The 19,923-nt window shown below is 52.4% G+C and carries 18 protein-coding genes and 1 pseudogene; 10 read left to right on the top strand and 9 right to left on the bottom strand.

Annotated elements, in window-relative coordinates; genetic code table 11:
• Positions 1–378 precede the first annotated feature (378 nt).
• Positions 379–675 (bottom strand): HTH-type transcriptional regulator, encoded by a 297-nt coding sequence (locus EB241_RS06595; RefSeq protein WP_124232414.1) that lies wholly within the window; start codon positions 673–675, stop codon positions 379–381.
• 460 nt (positions 676–1,135) lie between these two features.
• On the opposite strand from EB241_RS06595, the gene EB241_RS06590 reads away from it, so the two are divergent.
• The 7 genes and pseudogenes from EB241_RS06590 (at position 1,136) to EB241_RS06560 (ending at position 7,993) form a co-directional block, all read left to right on the top strand.
• The gene (locus EB241_RS06590) at positions 1,136–1,852 is read left to right on the top strand and encodes a DUF3053 domain-containing protein (protein WP_124232413.1); all 717 of its coding nucleotides are present in this window, start codon (positions 1,136–1,138) and stop codon (positions 1,850–1,852) included.
• 175 nt (positions 1,853–2,027) lie between these two features.
• A pseudogene (locus EB241_RS06585) lies at positions 2,028–2,868 on the top strand (YPO3983 family protein).
• The gene (locus EB241_RS06580; RefSeq protein WP_124232412.1) at positions 2,858–3,316 is read left to right on the top strand and encodes a DUF943 family protein; all 459 of its coding nucleotides are present in this window, start codon (positions 2,858–2,860) and stop codon (positions 3,314–3,316) included. Before EB241_RS06585 ends, EB241_RS06580 begins: the two are co-directional and overlap by 11 nt.
• Before the next feature lie 455 nt (positions 3,317–3,771).
• Positions 3,772–5,691 (top strand): PTS mannitol transporter subunit IICBA, encoded by a 1,920-nt coding sequence (locus EB241_RS06575; protein ID WP_124232411.1) that lies wholly within the window; start codon positions 3,772–3,774, stop codon positions 5,689–5,691.
• A gap of 93 nt (positions 5,692–5,784) precedes the next feature.
• The gene (gene mtlD, locus EB241_RS06570; protein ID WP_124232410.1) at positions 5,785–6,930 is read left to right on the top strand and encodes a mannitol-1-phosphate 5-dehydrogenase; all 1,146 of its coding nucleotides are present in this window, start codon (positions 5,785–5,787) and stop codon (positions 6,928–6,930) included.
• Positions 6,931–7,034: 104 nt separating this feature from the next.
• A complete protein-coding gene (locus tag EB241_RS06565) occupies positions 7,035–7,559 on the top strand; it encodes an MltR family transcriptional regulator (RefSeq protein WP_324129704.1) in 525 nt (174 codons plus the stop codon).
• Positions 7,560–7,630: 71 nt separating this feature from the next.
• Positions 7,631–7,993, top strand: coding sequence for a YibL family ribosome-associated protein (locus EB241_RS06560; protein ID WP_124232408.1), 363 nt, complete (start codon positions 7,631–7,633; stop codon positions 7,991–7,993).
• A 745-nt stretch (positions 7,994–8,738) separates the two neighbouring features.
• Here the strand turns inward: EB241_RS06560 and EB241_RS06555 are convergent.
• The 6 genes from EB241_RS06555 to EB241_RS21370 all read right to left on the bottom strand — a co-directional run bounded on the left by EB241_RS06555 (position 8,739) and on the right by EB241_RS21370 (position 14,611).
• On the bottom strand, positions 8,739–9,806 hold the full coding sequence (locus EB241_RS06555; RefSeq protein ID WP_124232407.1) for a sugar ABC transporter substrate-binding protein: 1,068 nt from the start codon (positions 9,804–9,806) through the stop codon (positions 8,739–8,741).
• Positions 9,807–9,840: 34 nt separating this feature from the next.
• Positions 9,841–10,836 (bottom strand): ABC transporter permease, encoded by a 996-nt coding sequence (locus tag EB241_RS06550; RefSeq protein WP_124232406.1) that lies wholly within the window; start codon positions 10,834–10,836, stop codon positions 9,841–9,843.
• A complete protein-coding gene (locus EB241_RS06545; protein WP_124232405.1) occupies positions 10,833–12,338 on the bottom strand; it encodes a sugar ABC transporter ATP-binding protein in 1,506 nt (501 codons plus the stop codon). The genes EB241_RS06550 and EB241_RS06545 overlap by 4 nt, the downstream gene beginning before the upstream one ends.
• Before the next feature lie 266 nt (positions 12,339–12,604).
• Positions 12,605–13,222 carry a superoxide dismutase [Mn] gene (sodA, locus tag EB241_RS06540; protein ID WP_124232404.1) on the bottom strand — a complete coding sequence of 206 codons (618 nt, stop codon included), beginning with the start codon at positions 13,220–13,222 and terminating at the stop codon, positions 12,605–12,607.
• A gap of 326 nt (positions 13,223–13,548) precedes the next feature.
• Entirely contained in the window at positions 13,549–14,421 is an 873-nt protein-coding gene (locus EB241_RS06535) for an acyltransferase family protein (RefSeq protein WP_233592548.1), read from the bottom strand.
• Positions 14,411–14,611, bottom strand: a complete 201-nt coding sequence (locus tag EB241_RS21370; RefSeq protein WP_233592547.1) for a hypothetical protein — start codon at positions 14,609–14,611, stop codon at positions 14,411–14,413. The genes EB241_RS06535 and EB241_RS21370 overlap by 11 nt, the downstream gene beginning before the upstream one ends.
• A 106-nt stretch (positions 14,612–14,717) precedes the next feature.
• Here EB241_RS21370 and EB241_RS06530 point away from each other — a divergent pair, with 106 nt between their 5' ends.
• Positions 14,718–15,140: a hypothetical protein gene (locus tag EB241_RS06530; RefSeq protein WP_124232403.1), complete on the top strand. Its 423-nt coding sequence runs from the start codon at positions 14,718–14,720 to the stop codon at positions 15,138–15,140.
• 64 nt (positions 15,141–15,204) lie between these two features.
• Here EB241_RS06530 and EB241_RS06525 read toward each other — a convergent pair whose 3' ends face one another.
• The gene (locus tag EB241_RS06525; RefSeq protein WP_124232402.1) at positions 15,205–16,545 is read right to left on the bottom strand and encodes an aspartate aminotransferase family protein; all 1,341 of its coding nucleotides are present in this window, start codon (positions 16,543–16,545) and stop codon (positions 15,205–15,207) included.
• A gap of 177 nt (positions 16,546–16,722) precedes the next feature.
• Between EB241_RS06525 and EB241_RS06520 the strand changes: the two genes are divergently transcribed.
• A complete protein-coding gene (locus EB241_RS06520; RefSeq protein WP_124232401.1) occupies positions 16,723–17,499 on the top strand; it encodes a DeoR/GlpR family DNA-binding transcription regulator in 777 nt (258 codons plus the stop codon).
• Positions 17,500–17,876: 377 nt separating this feature from the next.
• Here EB241_RS06520 and fdhD read toward each other — a convergent pair whose 3' ends face one another.
• The gene (gene fdhD, locus EB241_RS06515; RefSeq protein ID WP_124232400.1) at positions 17,877–18,692 is read right to left on the bottom strand and encodes a formate dehydrogenase accessory sulfurtransferase FdhD; all 816 of its coding nucleotides are present in this window, start codon (positions 18,690–18,692) and stop codon (positions 17,877–17,879) included.
• A 304-nt stretch (positions 18,693–18,996) separates the two neighbouring features.
• Here fdhD and fdhE point away from each other — a divergent pair, with 304 nt between their 5' ends.
• Positions 18,997–19,914 carry a formate dehydrogenase accessory protein FdhE gene (gene fdhE, locus EB241_RS06510; RefSeq protein ID WP_124232399.1) on the top strand — a complete coding sequence of 306 codons (918 nt, stop codon included), beginning with the start codon at positions 18,997–18,999 and terminating at the stop codon, positions 19,912–19,914.
• The last annotated feature ends 9 nt before the right edge of the window (positions 19,915–19,923 follow it).

Genomic DNA, 19,923 nt, shown 5'->3' with positions numbered 1-19,923 from the left:
CCTTCGCTATAAACCGTCATCGGATAACCATCAAAATTCGTCGTCCCATCGATTTCAGTTCTGTCATTTAATGCAGCAGCTTACGGACCATTTTGAACGACCACCAGGAGAGGCCATCATGGCGAGAACTGTGGGAACTGTGGGAACTGTGGGAACTGTGGGAACTGTGGGAACTGTGGGAACTGTGGGAACTGTGGGAACTGTGGAGACGATAGCAGGCTATCAGCGACAACGGCAGCGAGAAGAAGGAACAAATGCGCCAACGGATCGGTCTTAATAAGGCTGAATTAGCCGGGCGTGGCAACCAGCCATACCCGGACAGACTAACAGATAAAATTACCCGGTGTGGGCGGCTTACTCAAAAAGCGGCACTGGCCGTTAACATCCCAGCAATTCACGGCTAAGGCAAGGATTCGATTGGATCAGCTGTAATAGCTTCTGCGCACTGCGCGAAGGTTTGCTGCGCATGGCTTCCCAACTTTTCACCGAAGAGGCGCTGACGCCACAGGCCCTGGCGAATTCATCAATATCCATACCGGTAATTTCACGGATGCGCTTTGGCTCGGCGATCGACACTTCTGCTTTTAATGCAGGCGTCGCCTGGATAACTTCTCTTGCTAACACAATATGTTCAAGGCTGGACAGCAACTCACCCATTGGATCTGTATGTTCCATATAGCACTCCTCATAAAGTCACGAAATGTGAAAAGCCAGAGGTATGAACCTGAGACTCAGGCTCGTAATACTGACGAACTTCAGCCTGAGAGCTCGCGGAAGAGGCAGTGCAGGGGGGTACGCCAGGAACTTAAGTATTAGATCAAAACAAGTGATTTGCGTCATATTTTTTGACTATTTTTCAACCTTGCTTTCGGGCCAGCGCTTATCTTATTAAAAGCCATACCTTTTGCGGCCGGACCTGCTTAACGGCGGGAAGCATTCCCGCCACCGACACAACGGATGTATCAGCCAGAGAGATAAAATATCCGATGGGCGGCATTCGATGGCATGAATAAAATTCTTCACGCCTCTTGCATCGATTCCCGTATCCTCGCATTGAGAGTTGGACTATTCTTTCAGGCGCGGCACTGACCGCCCATATTGCTCGCACGCTTTTCCATTACAGGAGTTACTTCCGATGACGACAGGCATTTCGCGCGTCTGGACACGTTTTTTCGTGCCGGTTCTCGCACTGTTTTTGGTTTTTCAGCTAACCGGCTGTGACAACAAAGACGCCGATCAACGCAAAGCGTTTATCGATTTTCTGCAAAATACCGTGATGCGAAGCGGTGAACATCTCCCCAGCCTGAGTGAAAGCCAGAAGCAGAATTTTGGCAATTACGTCAAGGACTACGCCATCATCTATGATTTTTCACAGCAGGTGAACCGTGCGGTGGATTCGGGCATAAAGCCCGTGATGGACGAATTAAACGCCATTCGCACCCCCCAGGATTACCTGACCCACCGTGATTCACTGCGCCAGACAAGCGGCTCACTGGGCGTACTGACTCAGCAGATCCAGACGGCGAAAACGCAGGCCGACAGCAGCAAAGCAGCGCTGAAACAGCCGGAAGATCTGAAAACGGTCTATGACAACGTGTTCAACAGAGTGGTGACCCAACCCGCCAACTCACTGCAACCTCTGCTGCCTGCCTTGCAGACGTTGAGTCAGGCGGCTGTCCAAACCGGTGATTTCCTGCAACAGCAGGGAACGCAGGTGACATTTAACGGTCAGACTATCCAGTTCCCCAGCCAACAGCAGGCCGACCAGTACAACGCGCTGATGAGCACCCTGTCGGCTAATGCTCAGGTACTGAACCAGGCGCAGAGCACGCTTCAGGCGGGATTCCAGTAATCCGGCAGGGCCGGAGCAATCCGGTCCCGCCCCTTTCACGGCCGCCAGTTCCCACGCTACCAACGGTTAATCACTGTGGACGATGGTACGCCTGGTCGGTGTTGAAGCTGGCTTAACGAATACACCACGCGTAAGGTATGACCACCACGGATGAAAAAACAAGGAAGGTACCACTATGGACGGACTCCTCTTTCCCTGCACGATATTCAGCACGCAAAAAAGGACAGACGACTACGGCGCTGAAGATATGCGCTGCGGTGATTTAAATGAGCACCAGCTAAAAACGCACTATCATCTGCCGGATATCTCTACCAGAGTTAACCCATACACTTACCAAAATCACCCCTTTCACCCAGCCACACTCTCGCTTTTATGGCTCACGCGGCGAAGGCACGAAGATCACTCGCCGGGAATGTGCCAGGATGTTGTTTGATGAGTTCCGTCATCTTTCACAGGCATTTTCTGTTTATGGTCCTTACAGACATCTGATCAAACAGATGATCACTCATATGCAGAACAATAAGGGCACGCCCTTCACCAGCATGTCTCTGGATGCGGCGTTGAAGGAACATATTTTAAATGACATGAGAGATAGCAGCTTCTTACTAAGGTTGAAAAAAGCTATAAAGACAAATATTGACTGGGATAATAAACTTTTTCTGGTAAAAAATAAGCAAAAATTAATTGATGCTATTCTGTATAGCAAACTACCTAAGTTTAATCGCTTTCAGGATAATTTTAACGGAATGGGTATAACCGTTCATGATACCTGGGCAACACAAGTTACCATTAAAAAAATACAGATTAATAATGACCGCTATCACGCGCTGATTCATTACAAGGTTCAGGATCATTTCGGTCTGGATAGTGATAATATTTTAAACTTAAAATTTAATCAGTTCCGTTTTTTTCGTATCTGGTTTGTTCTGCAACGATACAATCAGTTGGCTTTCAGACCTTTTATGACCAATATGCAAGCCACCGTTGAAATCACCGGAGAACGTAATGAAAAATAAAAAAATCCTTACGACATTATTTATGATCGGTGGCTTTACTTTCAGTTACTTACTTTGGTCTCTAATGCGCCCGGTTGAGATTGTAGCAATCCATCAGCAATTTGATACTTCATCAATACTGGTTAATAATTTCCCTCTTACTGACAGGGGTAAAATAAATTGGTGGCTAAATAATAAAGATATCTTAAAAGAAAAATATAGAATTCCTCAGGCAGACAGTAATGAGAGTTTCACTATGATCTTTTGGAAATTTGGCGAAGGCTATAAAGAAGAGGGAAAATATGACCGACTCTGCTTTGATGATATGAAAACAAAGAAAAACTGCATTGAAAAAGATCCGGTTTTCTCGGTCAACAACAGTAAAAACAGGGGGATCATATTTACTGTATATGACGGGACATACCATTTAAAAGAAAATGGCGAGATCATCAGCGTCAGGGATCAATAAACTGACAGACGCCCAGGGTTTCAGCCCTACCATTGATCAACTTTTAAAGCGGGCATAGCGATAATTAACAGACCGTAACGGTGCGATCGTCTCTGGTAATGGCCAACAGAACCGGCAGTTGAAGATAATTTGTGACGAATATCGCATATTTATAACAAAGCCAACAGAAAATATTGTGATGTAAATCACACTAAATCCTTTTTCTGTTTGTTTATTAATCAACAATATTATATTTATTACATATAAATGTGATGAAAATCACTAAAAACCCCCTGTCCCGACCTACCATATAGTGATCTGAATCCCACTTTATCTGCCAACTACGCAGGGAAAAATTCGCGTGTTAGAGTCCCCCTGCATACAGTGATATTGGCGGTAGTTTTCGCCGTAACGTTCCAGACAAAAATCAACGCGCTCTCTTATTGGTCAGCGCGTACTAATAAGGGGTGTCTTTTATGTCCTCATCAGATATCAGGATCAAGGTACAGAATTTTGGTCGCTTTCTGAGCAATATGGTGATGCCGAATATTGGGGCGTTTATCGCCTGGGGTATCATTACCGCGCTGTTTATTCCTACCGGCTGGTTGCCAAACGCCACCATGGCCAAACTGGTCGCCCCGATGATCACCTATCTGCTGCCGCTGCTGATTGGCTATACCGGTGGTCGCCTGGTCGGTGGCGATCGTGGTGGCGTCGTCGGCGCAATCACCGCCATGGGGGTGATTGTTGGGGCGGATATGCCGATGTTTCTTGGCTCAATGATTGCTGGTCCTCTTGGTGGCTGGGCGATCAAAACCTTTGACCGTAAGGTTGACGGTAAAATCAAAAGCGGCTTTGAAATGCTGGTGAACAATTTCTCTGCCGGTATCATTGGCATGCTGTTGGCGATCCTTGCCTTCCTCGCTATCGGCCCACTGGTGGAAGGTCTGTCGCATATTCTCGCCGCAGGCGTAAACCTGATGGTGCAAAACAACCTGCTGCCGCTGACCTCCGTCTTTGTGGAACCGGCGAAAATTCTGTTCCTTAACAATGCGATTAATCACGGTATTTTCTCGCCACTGGGGATCCAGCAGGCCAGCGAAGCAGGCAAGTCCATCTTCTTCCTGATCGAAGCCAACCCCGGTCCGGGAATGGGCGTGCTGATGGCTTATATGTTTTTTGGTCGTGGCAATGCCAAACAATCCGCAGGCGGCGCGGCTATCATCCACTTTCTCGGCGGTATTCATGAGATCTACTTCCCCTATGTGTTGATGAATCCACGTCTGATCATCGCCGTTATTCTTGGCGGCATGACCGGTGTGTTCACCCTGACCTTACTAAACGGTGGTCTGGTATCACCGGCTTCTCCGGGATCCGTGCTGGCCGTTCTGGCAATGACGCCAAAAGGCGCTTACTTCGCCAATATTGCGGCGATTTTCGCCGCTTTTGCCGTCTCCTTCGTTGCCTCGGCGCTCCTGCTGAAAACCAGCAAAGCCAAAGAGGATGACGATATTGAAGCGGCCACCCGCCGTGTTGACGAGATGAAAGCCAAGTCCAAAGGACAAACCGCATCAGCACACGGAATGAACAGCGACCTGAGCCACGTACATAAAATCATCGTTGCCTGTGATGCCGGTATGGGGTCAAGTGCCATGGGCGCAGGCGTGTTGCGTAAGAAAGTTAACGACGCCGGTTTGAGCGATATTTCCGTGACTAACACCGCTATTAATAACCTGCCGGGCGATGTGGATCTGGTGCTCACCCACCGTGACCTGACCGAGCGAGCCATGCGACAGGCACCCCATGCTCAACATATTTCGCTAACCAACTTCCTCGACAGCGCCCTTTACACCGATCTGACGTCCCGTCTGGTGGAGGCTAAACGCTCTGCAGGTCACCGGGAAAAGGTGTCTGCCGCGCTCAGTGACAGCGATGACAGCAGTCAGGATCACCTCTTCAGGCTGACCGCCAGCAATATCTTCCTTGGCAACCACGCGGCGGATAAAGAGCAGGCTATCCGTTTTGCCGGTGAACAGCTGGTTCGCGGTGGTTACGTCGAACCTGACTATGTACAGGCGATGCTGGCGCGAGAGAAACTGACATCAACCTATCTGGGCGAATCCATCGCCGTGCCACACGGCACCATCGAGGCAAAAGATCGCGTGCTGAAAACCGGTATCGTGTTCTGCCAGTACCCACAGGGCGTTCGTTTTGGTGACGATGACGATGACATTGCCCGTCTGGTGATAGGGATCGCCGCACGCAACAATGAGCATATTCAGGTGATCACCAGCCTGACCAACGCGCTGGATGACGAAAGCATCATCGCCAGACTGGCCAGCACCACTGACGTTCAGGAGGTGCTGGATCTGCTGTCCGGTCAGTCCCACGCTTAAGCAGATAAAACGTAGCTCCCCAGGGCCGGGCATGCCCGGCGCTTTCTTCGGGCCGGATTTGTCCGGCTTTATCGTTAATATGGGAAAAAAATCATGCAAGCTCTTCATTTCGGTGCCGGAAATATTGGCCGCGGTTTTATTGGCAAACTACTGGCGGACGCCGGTATTCAGCTGACCTTTGCCGACGTTAATCAGGTGGTGCTTGATGCGTTGAACCTGCGCCATGAATATCCGGTGCATGTGGTCGGTGAGCAGACGCAGGTGGATATGGTGCGTGGCGTGAATGCGGTGAACAGCGCCAGCGATGAGATTATCGCACCGATCGCAGAGGTGGATATTGTCACCACGGCGGTGGGTCCACAAATCCTGGAACGCATCGCCACGGGTATCGCGAAAGGTCTGATCGGCCGCTACGATGCCGCTAATCCCCGTCCGCTGAATATTATCGCCTGCGAAAACATGGTGCGCGGCACCTCGCAGTTAAAAGGCCATGTGATGCAGGCATTGCCGGAGCAATATCACGCCTGGGTTGAGGCTAACGTTGGCTTCGTTGATTCTGCCGTGGACCGCATCGTGCCACCTTCACAAGCAGGCAGCGACCCACTGGAAGTCACGGTAGAAACCTTTAGTGAATGGATCGTCGATAAAACCCAGTTTAAAGGCCCACTGCCGGATATCCCAGGCATGGAGCTGACCGATAATCTGATGGCCTTTGTTGAACGTAAACTGTTCACCCTGAATACCGGTCATGCCATCACTGCCTATTTGGGGCAGCTGGCAGGGCACAATACCATTCGTGATGCCATTCTCGATGAAAAAGTGCGTGCAACCGTGAAAGGCGCGATGGAAGAGAGCGGTGCGGTACTGATCCAGCGCTACGGTTTTACTGCCGACAAACATGCTGCCTACATCCGTAAAATCCTTGGTCGCTTTGAAAACCCTTACCTGAAAGATGATGTGGAGCGCGTTGGCCGCCAGCCGCTGCGAAAACTGAGCGCGGGCGACCGGCTGATCAAGCCCGTTCTTGGCGCGCGGGAATATGGCCTGCCGCACGACAACCTGGTCACTGGCATTGCCGCAGCCCTGCATTACCGTAGCAGTCAGGACCCTCAGGCGCGGGAGCTGGACGATCTGCTGGCCCGTCTGGGCGTGCAGGCCACACTGGCACAGGTATCAGGCCTTGAGGCAGACAGCGACGTGGTGGCCGCTGTGGTTAAGGCTTACCACGCTATGGCATAATGCTGGCGCTTCGGGCTGACGGGCGAACGGACAGGGTGCGGCTCAGCCAGCCATACCCTTCAGCGCGGTGGAACCGCAGGTTTTAGTACGATATGCAGGCGCTCATGGAACAACCACAGGCTTTTGAAAATCGGGTGCTTGAACGCCTGAACACCGGACGGACGGTCAGAAGCTTTCTGATCGCGGCAATGGAGCTGTTAAGCGAGGCAGTGAACCTGCTGGTCATTCAGGTCTTTCGCAAAGATGATTATGCGGTCAAATACGCCGTGGAGCCTTTGCTGCTGGGAAATGGTCCCCTGGGAGAACTGTCGGTCCGACTGAAACTGATTTATGGCCTTGGGGTGATCAACCGCAACGAATACGAAGATGCCGAGCTGTTAATGGCGCTCCGGGAAGCGCTGAATGACGATGGTAGCGAATACCGCTTTACCGATGACGAACTGCTTGGCCCTTTTGCTGAACTGCACTGCGTTACCGCCCTCCCCGCGCGCCCGGACTTATCCGGCGATGATACTGAGTTAAACACGATGCTCCAGCAACGCTATCAGCAGGTGGTACGCTCCACCCTGGTGCTGTCGCTGACTGAGCTTATCTCGCGCATCGGTCTCAGGCAGGCTTTTAAAAAGTAGCCAATGTGCTTTCCCTCACCATGTCGCTTTCGTGTATCCTTGCAGGAATAAATTCCATCACGGTAACGACAATGAAAGAACAAGTTCAGGCAGAAATCAGAAACCTCAGCGACAAGCTGGATGCCCTGACGCGCAAAGAACCTATGCTGCTGGAGTCCGGCGATGCTGAGAAGCTGGGCGAGCTGCTGAAAGAAAAAGAAAAGCTGGTGAATGAACTGGAGCGTTTACGCAACGCCCGCGAAGATAAGCTGAGTAAAGAGGCACAGAAGCTGAAACAGATGCCGTTCAGTCGCGCCATCACTAAAAAAGAGCAGGCCAATATGGGGGCACTGAAAAAAAGCGTGCGCGGGCTGGTGGTGGTTCACCCGATGACCGCGCTGGGCCGTGAGATGGGCCTGAAAGAGATGACCGGCTTTGCCAAAAGCGCGTTTTAATTTTCGCGGCAGTTAAACGCAACATGCCCGCCTCTGCGAAGGCGGACTTTTACTGACAGCTGGCTGATGAAACTTCACTCATTACCCCCCCCAGTTCCTGTCGGCTGCTTTTATGGCCGGGTGTGGATCACATCTGCAGCAACAGGAGGCCCGTCATATGGAAACCCTGCACTTTAATCAGACAGCAATCCTGTGCGAGGGGTGGAATGGGCAAAACCTGATGCAGGTGAACAGAAGCTCACAGCAATGATCGCGTCATCTGTTAATGGCATGGTGGTAGCCGATATACCTGGCAAGCGGGCAACCTGCGACATCTTCGTTTTACGCACCTGAATATGCCCGTCTTCTGGCATCAGAGAGCCACGATGCGGAATCCGGCCACAAAAGAATACGCGCGCGATTTTATCGTAATGCTGTCAATCAGATAAGGTGAGCCTGGGTTTTATAAGGCTTGTTACCTGCGGAAAGACATCAGAACAGCACCCGTTATTTTCTTCTGTGAGAGAGTGAATTCAGGGAGACAGATGCCCAGTAATAACCGATCTTTCAGCTTACTCATCGGGACAGCGGTGCCCTGTCAGTGACAGGCCACCGCGGCATAACAGGCTGAAGTCGCGCCGGATGGGAAAAGGGATGCTTCCCGCCGTCTCTCACGACGCGCCTGTGGTCTGTGAGATGAAGAAGGTATCGTTACCCGCTCGCACAACGCGGGCGTGAATAACTCGCTGACCGGGCTGACGCTCCCTTACTTCTTCGCGTATTTCGCTTCCAACGTGGCAAACCACGGTGCTACGAAGTCAGTGGACTCGCCCCAGCCCGGAATGATTTTATTCAGGCTGGCAACGTTAACCGGTTTGGACTGTCCGGCCAACTGCGCCTGAGAAATCGTTGCTGCTTTAAACTGATAGGTCGCCGGGGTGGTTTCGCCCGCAATCTTCTTCGCCACCAGGCGCATATTGATGGCACCGATCAGCTTGCTGTCCACCGCAACGGTCTGTTTCCACGGGCTGTTTTTCTCCTGCATCAGTTGCAAATCCTGATTGGAGACATCAATGCTGTAGAGTTTGATCTCGGTACGACCATTCTCCTGCAACGCTTTATAGGCACCCTGCGCGAAGGCATCCCAGGCCCCCCAGATAGCATCAATCTGGCCTTTGGGATATTTCGCGAGGATGGCACCAATCTTATTGGCGGTGTCACCCTGAACATCGGAGGAAACGGCGCCCACCGACTCCAGTTGATGGATGCCCGGATTATCCTTCAGCGTTTTCTCATAAACCACCTGCCGGCGCTCCATCGGAGGGAAGCCCGCCACCCACAGCTTTATAATGTTCGCCTTGCCGTTACTCTCTTTGATGAGTTGGTTCAGGGAGAGCTGAGCCAGGGAAACATCGTCCTGTGCGGTGGAGGTTACCCCCGCAACCGGCTGATTAATTGGGGTGTCAAAGACCGATACTTTAATACCCGCATCAGCAATACGCTTTACCAGCGCGGTCGAATAGGGATCTTTACCGTGCGACAGAATAATGCCGTCATATTTCTGGCTGATGGCCTGATTAACAAAATCCTGGAAGCGCGCATCGTCACCATTACTGAGGAAGGTGCTGACTTTAAAGCCCAGTTTGCGTCCCTGCTGAATCGCACCGGCAACAAACTGCGTGGTGTTATCGTCGGAGCCGAGGTTGCGGATCACCGCGATGCGCACCGGGCCCTGGTGGCCAGCAATGGCCGCGGGTACAGCCGCAGAGTCGGCAAAGGCAGGAACGGCGGTCAGCAGACTGATAGCCAGCAACGATGTGGTCAGTTTTTTCATTGTTATTTATACCCTGTCAGACGGTGTTAAACACTCAGCGACGCTGAATGTAAGTGATAGCCAGCGCAACAGCCAGCACCAGGCCTTTGATGATATCCATCGCATAGTAGGGAACGGAAAGCATCACCAGGCCGTTCTGCAACACGCCAAGAATAATGGCACCTACCAGCGTTCCCAGCGCATTCGGTTTACCCGAACCCGCAAGGGAAAAACCAATCCACGCGGCAGCGACCGCATCCATCAGATATCCCCCGCCCGCATTAACCTGAGACGATCCAATCCGGGATGCCAGCAGAATACCGCCGACCCCGGCCAGTAAAGAGGCCAGTAAATAGGCCAGCACGCGATAACGGTTAGTACGGATACCGGAGAGACGGGCCGCTTCCGGGTTGCCGCCAATCGCGTACATCCGGCGACCGTGTTTGGTCAGCGACAGGCCAAGCTGGACCAGTACGGTGACCACCAGCATGATAATAACGATAGTCGGCACCTGCCCCAGCAGGGAAAAGTCCGCCGGGATCGTGCCTTCAGCCATGTCACCACTGGGTAGCACCATGTTTTCCGTGATCGAGCCGCCGTAGCTGTAGGTCATCGCCACCCCCTGTACCACAAACAGGCTGGCTAATGTGGCTAACATGTCGGGAATTTTAAGCACCACAATCAGAAAGGCGTTAAACAGACCCACCAGTAAACAAAGCCCCAGCGTGATGATAATTGCTGCCGGAGTGCCGTATCCGTACCAGACGAACAGCGAAATCACCAGCGCGTTAGCCAGCGAGGCGGTGGAGCCAACGGACAGGTCGAATCCGCCAATGGTCAGCGAAATGGATACGCCAACGGCGATCACCGTCACAATGGCAATGGAGCGCAGGATGTTAATGATGTTGGCAGGCTCAAGAAAGCTGTCCGACGCGAGGCCAAACGCCGCAATAAGTGCCACAACGGTCAGCAACATGCCCCATTTGTAGAGAAATTCAAACAGCTGGTGACGCACAGACGTCGCCTTGCGGGTAAGTTCTTTGCTGCTCACGCAGGCGTTCCTCCGGTGGAATAAAGTAAAAGTGTTTCTTCATCAACGCTGTGTGCAGCCATTTCCGCCACGATGCGCCCGTCCCAGAGCACGCAAATGCGATCGCACAGGCCAACCAGTTCGGCAAATTCGCCGGAGGCATAAATCACCCCTTTTCCCTGACGGGCAAGACCATCAATCAGCGCAAACAGATCCGTTTTAGCTTTAATATCAACTCCTTTTGTCGGCTCATCAAAAATCAGCACGTCGGCGTCGTTGCGCAGCCATTTACCAATAGCCACCTTCTGCTGATTTCCGCCGGACAGGCGTCGCAGGATCTGCTCAGGTCCGGTGGTGCGCACTCCCAGCTTGCCTATCACCTCTTCCGCCCAGCGCCACGCCTGGCGATGGCCAAACAGGCTCCAGCGCGAAAAACTGTTATCGGCAGTGACGCTCAGGTTCATCACCACCGACTCATCAATAAAGACACCCTCTTTGCGCCGTTCTTCAGGGATCAGGGCCATACGATCCGCTACCGCCGCAGAAGGAGACGTCGGCTGCCACGGCTTACCATGCAGCTCACCTTTGTCGATGCGGCTGTTACTGGCACCAAACAGCGCTTTGCACAGCTCGGTCTTGCCCGCACCAGCCAGCCCGGCGATGCCCAGAATTTCGCCTTTACGCAGGGTCAGTGAAATATTGTGTAACAGCGCGTCATCGTGCAACCCTTCCACGCTGAGCAGCATCTCATCGCCACACGCGGGGCGGCGTGGCGGATAAATATCCTGCAACTGATGCCCCAGCATCTTTTCAACAATCTGCTCACCGCTCAGTGCGGCCATTGGTCCGGTTTCAATCAGGCGGCCATCGCGCAGCACCGTCAGCTGGTCACAAACAGCGCGCAGTTCGTGGATACGGTGAGAAATAAAAACCACGCCAATGCCACTACTTTGCAGGCGGCGTACCACGGTGAACAGGCGCTCACTTTCATGCTGGTCCAGCGGGGCGGTTGGCTCATCAAGAATCAGAAAGCGGCAGTGATGTGACAGTGCTCTCGCCAGCAGGATCTGTTGCTTTTCCGCCAGCGTGCACCGCTCAATACGTTGGCGCACATCCAGTACAATATCCAGCTGGGCCAGTAAGGCTTTGGCCTGTTGACGGATCCTGGCGCGATGAAAAAGCTGGCCACCGTCAGCCAGGCGATCCAGCATGATATTTTCTGCCACGCTGAGGCCAGGCACCAGCGCCACATCCACTTCCTGTTGCACCAGATGAATACCAAGCTGTTTGGCATCACGCGGAGAGCGAATGGACACCGGCTGGCCATCCAGCAGGATCTCGCCGGTGTAATGGTCATACGCGCCGGAAAGCACCGCCATCAGCGTCGATTTACCGGCACCGTTAGCCCCGGTCAGGGCATGGACTGAATGACCGCTAAGGCTGAAATCCACGGCACAAAGCGCTGAAAAACCGCCAAAAGCGATGGAAATGTGACGCATTTCAAGGCGATTAAGCGCGGTCATGGGCCTGTTTCTCTTACATTATCGACAACGGTGTCACACATTTTTTATGGAATTGTCACAACAGGCAACAAACGAAAGGGCATAAGCTAACACAAAATATTATTAGCCATCCAGACGCCCAGGTATTTAAGCAGCTAAAGCCAGTCAGTTGGCTTGCGGCAGCATAAACAGAGGTAAAAAAAGATACGGGCAGGATTTCTCCCGGTGGCAGGCGGGCAAAAAAAACCGGCGAAGCAGATTTCGCCGGTTATCGCTGAAGCTTAAAATTATTTGGCTGAAGCAAAGCGCGCAGCGGCTTCGTCCCAGTTAACCACTTCCCAGAATGCCTTAATGTAATCAGGACGTTTGTTCTGGTATTTCAGGTAGTAAGCGTGTTCCCACACGTCCAGACCCACGATCGGCGTACCGGACACGCCGGAGATGGCTTCACCCATTAGCGGGCTGTCCTGGTTGGCTGTGGAAACCACCGCCAGGCGGTCGCCTTTTTTCACCAGCCACGCCCAGCCGGAGCCAAAACGGGTCGCTGCCGCTTTTTCGAATTCCGCTTTGAATGCATCCACGCTACCGAAATCTTTCTCAATGGCCGCTTTCAGATCGCCACTCAGAGTGGTGCCGGTTTTCAGGCCTTTCCAGAAAAAGCTGTGGTTTGCATGACCGCCCGCGTTATTGCGCAGCACCGTTTTTTTGTCGGCCGGAATCTGGTCCAGTTTAGCGATCAATTCTTCAACCGGCAGGCTGGCGAACTCGGTTCCTTCCAGCGCGGCATTGGCGTTGTTGACATAAGTCTGGTGATGTTTGCTGTGATGGATTTCCATCGTCTGCTTGTCGAAATGTGGTTCCAGTGCGTCGTAAGCGTAAGGCAGGGATGGCAGTGAATAACTCATGTTCATCATCTCCATAATGGTTGGCGGTGGCGATATCGCCCCGCGTAAGCAGTCGGGTCATTATAGTTAAATAAATGTTCCCGGAAAGGGTAATCAATGCCCCGACCTTTATAAGGATATACGTTCAACAGACATCGCTCAGTAGCTGGCAGCAATGAATTATCCGGGAAAAGTGCTGACCATAACTTCACGACGCGGTTAAATTTTGAACGCTGCCTTGCAGAAAAGGCGCGCCCTGAACGCGCCACATGCGGCTCCCGACAGGGCACGGCCAGATAACAATAAATACCGCGATTTAACCCCGGTCATGCCTGTAGCCTGTACCATCAACCAATCGGTACCTGCGTCTTTTTTCTTTTTCTTTTCAGCATATCCCTGACGGCAGGTTCAGCGTATTTGGTGATAATCAGTGCCAGCAAATAAATGCCGATCACCACCGGAACCGGCATCAACATCATCAAATAATCATTATGAATATAATGTTGAAACTTAATCAGCAGGGCAATCATCAGATTTTCATGGATAAGATAGAGCGCGTAGCTGACAAAACCCACGGCGGTCAAAAATGACACGGAAAGCACTTTTTCTAGCCGGGTGGAGTAGAAGCTGGTAACAAATAAAATAAATGCCATCGCCAATGGGATTAGCACAGACAGCCCGGCGGTTTTGATGTAATAACTCAGATTAATAACCACCGCCAACAGTGTTAATACATAATAAAAGGCTTTATCCCGGTGATGCATTCGTTCATAAACCAGACACCCAACCATAAACCATGAATAATGTATAAAGCCAAACTTGGAAATAATATCAGCCAGCAAAGGATGTCCGGTCATTTTAATCGCGGATGCAGCGGATAAAGCCAGCATCGGCACAATCAAAGCAGGCAGGCAATATTTCCTTCCGACAGCATAATACACACCACCGATAATCAGGTAGAAAACGGCTTCGACATATAATGACCAGAACGACCCTTCCAGAGATTTAAACTCCAACCCACTGATCATCGACAAGGTTTCAGGGTTGGTAAATATCATTCCCGGAACCATGCTCATCAGCCCAGGGCTGCCTGCTGGTCTCTCAGGGAATAAGCCTGCCGTGCAGTAAACCAGCGTGCTGACAATAAGCATTGCAGGGAACAATCGCAGCCATCTTTTATGCAGAAATGATAAATAATTTTCCGACTTATCAAGCGTCATGAAAATAACAAAACCAGAAATCATAAAAAAAAAGCGGAACGCCAAGATAGCCAAATTCAAACAGCGGGAAATGCTTTGTCATGTTGACGTAATGCAGTTTTTCCGGCCATCTTGCCCAGGCATGAAAACCAATCACCAGCAGGATCGCCAGGCCTCTCATTCCATCAAGATGTTGAATTCTTTTCCGCAAAAAAATACCTCACCGGATTGTCAGTTACTGTAAATAACCTTCACGGTATCACCAGGGAAATGCTAAGTCCTATAAGCCTTAATCCTAAATAAAGACGGAACTGAAAATGATGCAGAACGCATGGTGCAGCTGGGCAGGGATGGTAATGGGAGGCAGTGCATTGCTGTTGGCGTTAACGCATTTTATGGTCGGTCCTTTCTCACCGCGACCTCCGCTTGAGACACGCGTTGCAACCAAAGTCGTCGCCATCAAAAATACCACTATCGCGGCATTGCAGGGAAAAGAGGTGATATCAGCGCCACTGACGCCCGCCTGGGACAGCGATCGTATTCTCTCTGCGGCAATCGCCGCACTTGCGACCGGCGCGATCATCCTGGGTATATCTGGCAGGCTGTTGCGTCACGAAAACTCAGGCGCCGCTACGCTGGCTGTCATGTTGGGCATCGCCACCGTTGCCTTGCAATTTGCGATAACGGCACTGGGTGTCATCCTGTTGCTGATCCTGATTGCGGGGATTTTTAGCGGATAACATCACCTCAGAGCTGAACAGAATTTCAGCGCTGAGGCGAATGATGGCGTAAACCAACCGGCGCTTATTTCCCCAAGGCGGCGAGGGATTTGTCCAGTGCGCTCACCAGCCAGTCAATGTCGCTCTCCTGAAACGCCAACGGTGGACGCAGTTTCAGGACATTGCCGTACGGACCAGCCACCGAGGTCAGCACATGGTTTTCACGCAGTTTTTCAGTAACATCAAGCGCCAGCGGTTTGTCCGGCGTTTTGCTCGCTTTGTCCGTGACCAGCTCAAAACCGATAAACAGGCCCGCACCACGCACATCGCCCACGCATTCGTATTTCTCTTTCAGCGTTAACAGTTCAGCCAGCAGTTTTTCCCCCACCATCCGGCTGTGCTCCTGAAGGCCTTCCTCTTTGATCACTCTCAGCACCGCCTGCGCCGCCGCCATCGCCACCGGGTTACCGCCAAAGGTGTTGAAATAAGGAATATCATCGCTGAATGCCGCCAGCACGTGGCTTTTCGCCAGCAGGGCAGAAACAGGGATACCGTTACCCATCGGTTTGCCGGTCGTGACGATATCAGGCACCACACCGTGGCGGGCAAAGCCCCAGAAAGCCTCTCCGGTGCGGGCAAAGCCAGGCTGGACCTCATCCGCGATAAAAATCCCACCGTTTTTATGTACCACATCGACTGCCTTTTTCAGGAAGCCTTTGGGTCCCGGAAGCACGCCGTCCGAGGAGAAAATCGAGTCGGCAAGAAAACCAGCGAATTTAATACCGTGTGCCGCCATATCGTCGATCTGTTTCTGGATTTCACCCGCAAACCAGTCGCCCAGATCCGGCGCATTGACGCGATAATGATCGGGTGGTGATACCAGTCTGGTGGTGGCTGCCAGCGGCTGTCCGCTGCCCAGCGCCGGTGACACACCGGAGGTTAAATCGCTGGTACCATGATAGGCTTCCTGGCTGACGATGATCCCGGTGCCGCCGCTGTAGGCACGCGCCACGCGAATTGCCAGGTCATTCGCTTCCGACCCGGTACACATGTACATTGCCCGATCGATTGCCGACGGCATGGTTGCCAACAATGCATCTGAGTAGTCGAGGATGCGCTGATGCAGGTAACGGGTGTGGGTATTGAGCTGCTGCATCTGCTGGTAAACCGCATCGATAACCGCCGGATGACAGTGACCGATACTGGCCACGTTGTTATAGACATCAAGATATTTATCACCGGCCGCGTCCCACAGATACTGGCCCTGACCGCGAACCAGATGTACCGGCTTGCGATAAAACAGGCGATAAGATTCGCCCAGCACTTTGCTGCGCTTGTCGGTCATTTTGCGAATATCAGCATTCAGCCCGGCAGCGTTTTCCGCGCGAAAGCTATTGGTATCCATGATGGTCGAACGTGTAGCCATAATCACTCCCGTTACGATTTGAGTCACTGTGAGCGTCAGGCCCGGTGGCCTGGTCTGCTGCCATCATGGCAAATTCTGTTAAAAATGCAACAAAATACACAAATGCAAAAAAATACACATGCAGATCGCTGAAATGTCAGTTAGGCTATCGTCATCCCGTCTGGCTAAGGAAAAAAAATGCTTCAGGAAACGCGCCTCCACCGAATTCGTGCACTGCTGACCACGCTCAACCACGTCAGTACCGAGCGGATTATCAGAGAGCTGGGTATCTCCCGCGAAACGGCCAGAAGGGACATTATTGAACTGGAAGCGCTCGGCGTGGCCAGGCGGGTGCACGGCGGGCTGATTGCGATGGATGCGGAACCGGAACCACCGCTGACCGTACGAAGTGAAGTCCGTGCAAAGGAAAAACGCGCCATCGCCCGTGCCGCCGCCCAGCGGCTGAAGCCGGGGCAAACGCTGTTTCTTGATGCCGGTAGCACCACCACCATGCTGGCGGAAGAGCTACGCACCATGGTGGGTCTGACCATTATCACCAACAGCCTGAATGCCGCGTTAACACTGAGCGCCGCCGAAGAACATGAGCCACTGAATAACAGCGTGATCCTGCTGGGTGGTGCCATGCTGGCGGGGGCAAAGGAAACCCGTGGTGAACTGACGGTAGATGAAATTTATCGCTACCGCGCCGATATCGCGATGATGTCACCGGTGGGTATCGACAGTAAAAACGGTGCCAGTAGCTTTCATCCGCATGAAGCAGCGATTGCCCGCGCAATGGCCCGACAGGCCAGCCAGCTTATTTTACTGGCCGATCACAGTAAACTGGGCCTGACCAGCAGGCTCAATTACGCAGCTATCAGCGATGTCGCCACGCTGGTGACCGACAGCGGCGCGTCTTCACTCCCGGCATTCGCTGCCCTGGAGAAAGTATTGCCGCTGGTGATCATTGCTTAGAGCCTGGGCCACAGGGCGTTATTGTTGCAGACACCCCGGACACGCACAGCACGGAGACAAATGCTTGCCGGAAGTAAGCGGAGCGAATAAACCGCGGAATACGGGAGGATTTCAGGCGCTGTCCAGGGGCAGAATGGCAAGTAAACCAGTCCTGACAGGCCAGGCTCTTAATCAGAGAAAGGCGATGGCTGAAATATCTCAGGACCGACGATAAAAAATAATGTCCAGACCACATTAATGCCCTCTTAAGGTACTGATATGACGGGCAGTATTTATTTCCCGCATCTAAAAAATCAAAACAACCCCAGTCAGGGAGATAAATTGGGGGGGATGACAGGTCGCAGCATTTGGAAAAAAATAAATGATTGCATCCACTTTTATATAAGACGCTGAGGATGGCTGTAAATCGTCGCCCGCCCTGGTTTACTGAAACCCACCAGCGTCAGATTGCTGCGTTCGGCCACCTCCACCGCCAGCGAGGTGGCTGCGGAGACGGCAAACAGGATCTCAACCCCACACAAGGCAGATTTCTGCACCATCTCATAGCTTGCCCGGCTTGAGATCAGCACCGCGCCCTGCTGCCAGTCGCTATGCTGACTACGTTTTCCCAACAGTTTATCCAGCGCAACATGGCGACCAACATCTTCACAACCTCCCGCCAGATTTCCGTCCGGCATAACCCAGGCCGCCACATGAGTGCAGCCGGTCAGTTGCCCTACCGGCTGGTAGACGCTGAGCTGCGCCAGTGCCCGGTCCACCTCATTAAGAGTAAAGGTCTGGTTGAACGGCAGGGGCACAATGGGTTTGCCAATCTCCTGCAACTGCGTCACACCACACACGCCGCAGCCGGTACGCCCGGCAAGCGCCCGTCTCTGTGCTTTCAGTGCCATAAAACGTCGGCTGGACAGCGCAACCTGTACTTCAATGCCACCACTGGCAGAGTGAATATCAATGCCGTAAATATCATCCGGGCAAGCAATGATGCCTTCGGACAGAGAGAAACCGACAGCAAACGCCTCCAGATCTTTTGGCGTCGCCATCATCACCACATGAGAGATGCCGTTATAAACCAACGCGACCGGCACCTCATCTGCCAGCCAGTCCTCACTGGCTGACGAAAGGGCACCACGATGCCAGACGTTAATCTGGCTCAACCCTTTGCTTTCACCTATGTTCTTTCGAATTTTTACCATTATCGCACCCACCAGCCAGCGCCTGTATAAAGCCAGAAAACGCGGTGTAACCGCAGGCGTCTTCTCTGTGTTGTTATTCTGAACCCGCAACTGAAGTACCACAAAAAAAATCTTAAAATGAGGCAAAACCAGGAAGTCAGGCTGCGCGGGCGCTATAATTCCAGTCTGATGACACCGGTTACGGGTGGTCAGACTGCCGTTGGCAGCCCGTTATGGCAAGGTTTCACCGCGCCGCTGGTTATACCAGCACACGGACCAGGCCCCATTCACTCATGGCAACTGACACGACAGGAAACTATCCCTGATGACCATTCGCATTATCCCACAGCAACCGCTGGAAGAAGGCGACCAGAACACCACAGAGAGGGTCCCGCCATTACTTTTTCCACGGTTGAAAAATATGTATTCACGCCGCGCGGCGCGTCTGCGTCAGCTGGCGGATAAAAATCCGCTGGGTGACTATTTGCGCTTTGCCGCGGTTATCGCCACGGCTCAGGAAATTGTGCTGTATGACCATCCTCTACAGATGGAGATGCGCACGTATCTGGATAAAACCTCAGGCCAGGGCAAACCGCCACTGGATATGCACTCATTGCCACGCGACAAACACTGGCAGCGCTTGCTACATTCGTTGATTGCGGAGCTGAAACCAGAGATGACCGGACAGGCGCTGGCGGTGCTGGAAAATCTGGAGAAAGCGCCGGCACAGGAACTGGAAGCCATGGCCTCTTCCCTGTTCGCCAGTGATTTCAGCACCATTAGCAGCGATAAATCGCCGTTTATCTGGGCAGCACTGTCGCTCTACTGGGCACAGATGGCAGCACTGCTCCCCGGCAAAACTGATGTGGTATTTGGTGAACAGCGCCAGTTCTGTCCGGTATGTGCCAGCGTACCGGTTTCCGGTGTTATCCATATGGATGCAGGCGCATGTTATCTGCACTGTAATCTGTGCGAAAGCGAGTGGTATATAGCGCACGACAGATGCAGTAACTGTCACCAGACCGGAGATTTGCATCGTTGGGCGCTGGATAATGAGAAAAACGCCATCACGGCGGAAAGCTGTGGTGACTGCGGCACTTACCTGAAAATGTTTCTTCAGGAGAAAAATCCGGCGGTGGAACCCGTCGCGGACGATTTGGCTTCGCTGATACTTGACGCCCGTATGGAGCAGGAAGGATTTTCACGTAGCAGCCTGAATCCTTTTCTTTTCCCTGGAGAATAAGTCTTACTC

This window comes from Erwinia psidii (genome assembly GCF_003846135.1).
Taxonomy (GTDB): Bacteria; Pseudomonadota; Gammaproteobacteria; order Enterobacterales; family Enterobacteriaceae; genus Erwinia; species Erwinia psidii.
Note: the sequence above shows the minus strand (reverse complement) of the source record. Positions and strands in the feature narration are given on the sequence as shown.

Excerpts from the sequence above, each read along its gene's own strand:
- fdhE (WP_124232399.1), top strand. The coding sequence starts at position 18,997 with ATGACCATTCGCATTATCCCACAGCAACCGCTGGAAGAAGGCGACCAG.
- EB241_RS06535 (WP_233592548.1), bottom strand. The coding sequence starts at position 14,421 with ATGACGCTTGATAAGTCGGAAAATTATTTATCATTTCTGCATAAAAGA.
- EB241_RS06560 (WP_124232408.1), top strand. The coding sequence starts at position 7,631 with ATGAAAGAACAAGTTCAGGCAGAAATCAGAAACCTCAGCGACAAGCTG.
- EB241_RS06590 (WP_124232413.1), top strand. The coding sequence starts at position 1,136 with ATGACGACAGGCATTTCGCGCGTCTGGACACGTTTTTTCGTGCCGGTT.
- EB241_RS06575 (WP_124232411.1), top strand. The coding sequence starts at position 3,772 with ATGTCCTCATCAGATATCAGGATCAAGGTACAGAATTTTGGTCGCTTT.
- mtlD (WP_124232410.1), top strand. The coding sequence starts at position 5,785 with ATGCAAGCTCTTCATTTCGGTGCCGGAAATATTGGCCGCGGTTTTATT.
- EB241_RS06525 (WP_124232402.1), bottom strand. The coding sequence starts at position 16,545 with ATGGCTACACGTTCGACCATCATGGATACCAATAGCTTTCGCGCGGAA.
- EB241_RS06595 (WP_124232414.1), bottom strand. The coding sequence starts at position 675 with ATGGAACATACAGATCCAATGGGTGAGTTGCTGTCCAGCCTTGAACAT.
- sodA (WP_124232404.1), bottom strand. The coding sequence starts at position 13,222 with ATGAGTTATTCACTGCCATCCCTGCCTTACGCTTACGACGCACTGGAA.
- EB241_RS06530 (WP_124232403.1), top strand. The coding sequence starts at position 14,718 with ATGATGCAGAACGCATGGTGCAGCTGGGCAGGGATGGTAATGGGAGGC.
- EB241_RS06580 (WP_124232412.1), top strand. The coding sequence starts at position 2,858 with ATGAAAAATAAAAAAATCCTTACGACATTATTTATGATCGGTGGCTTT.
- EB241_RS06520 (WP_124232401.1), top strand. The coding sequence starts at position 16,723 with ATGCTTCAGGAAACGCGCCTCCACCGAATTCGTGCACTGCTGACCACG.
- EB241_RS06555 (WP_124232407.1), bottom strand. The coding sequence starts at position 9,806 with ATGAAAAAACTGACCACATCGTTGCTGGCTATCAGTCTGCTGACCGCC.
- fdhD (WP_124232400.1), bottom strand. The coding sequence starts at position 18,692 with ATGGTAAAAATTCGAAAGAACATAGGTGAAAGCAAAGGGTTGAGCCAG.
- EB241_RS06565 (WP_324129704.1), top strand. The coding sequence starts at position 7,035 with ATGGAACAACCACAGGCTTTTGAAAATCGGGTGCTTGAACGCCTGAAC.
- EB241_RS06545 (WP_124232405.1), bottom strand. The coding sequence starts at position 12,338 with ATGACCGCGCTTAATCGCCTTGAAATGCGTCACATTTCCATCGCTTTT.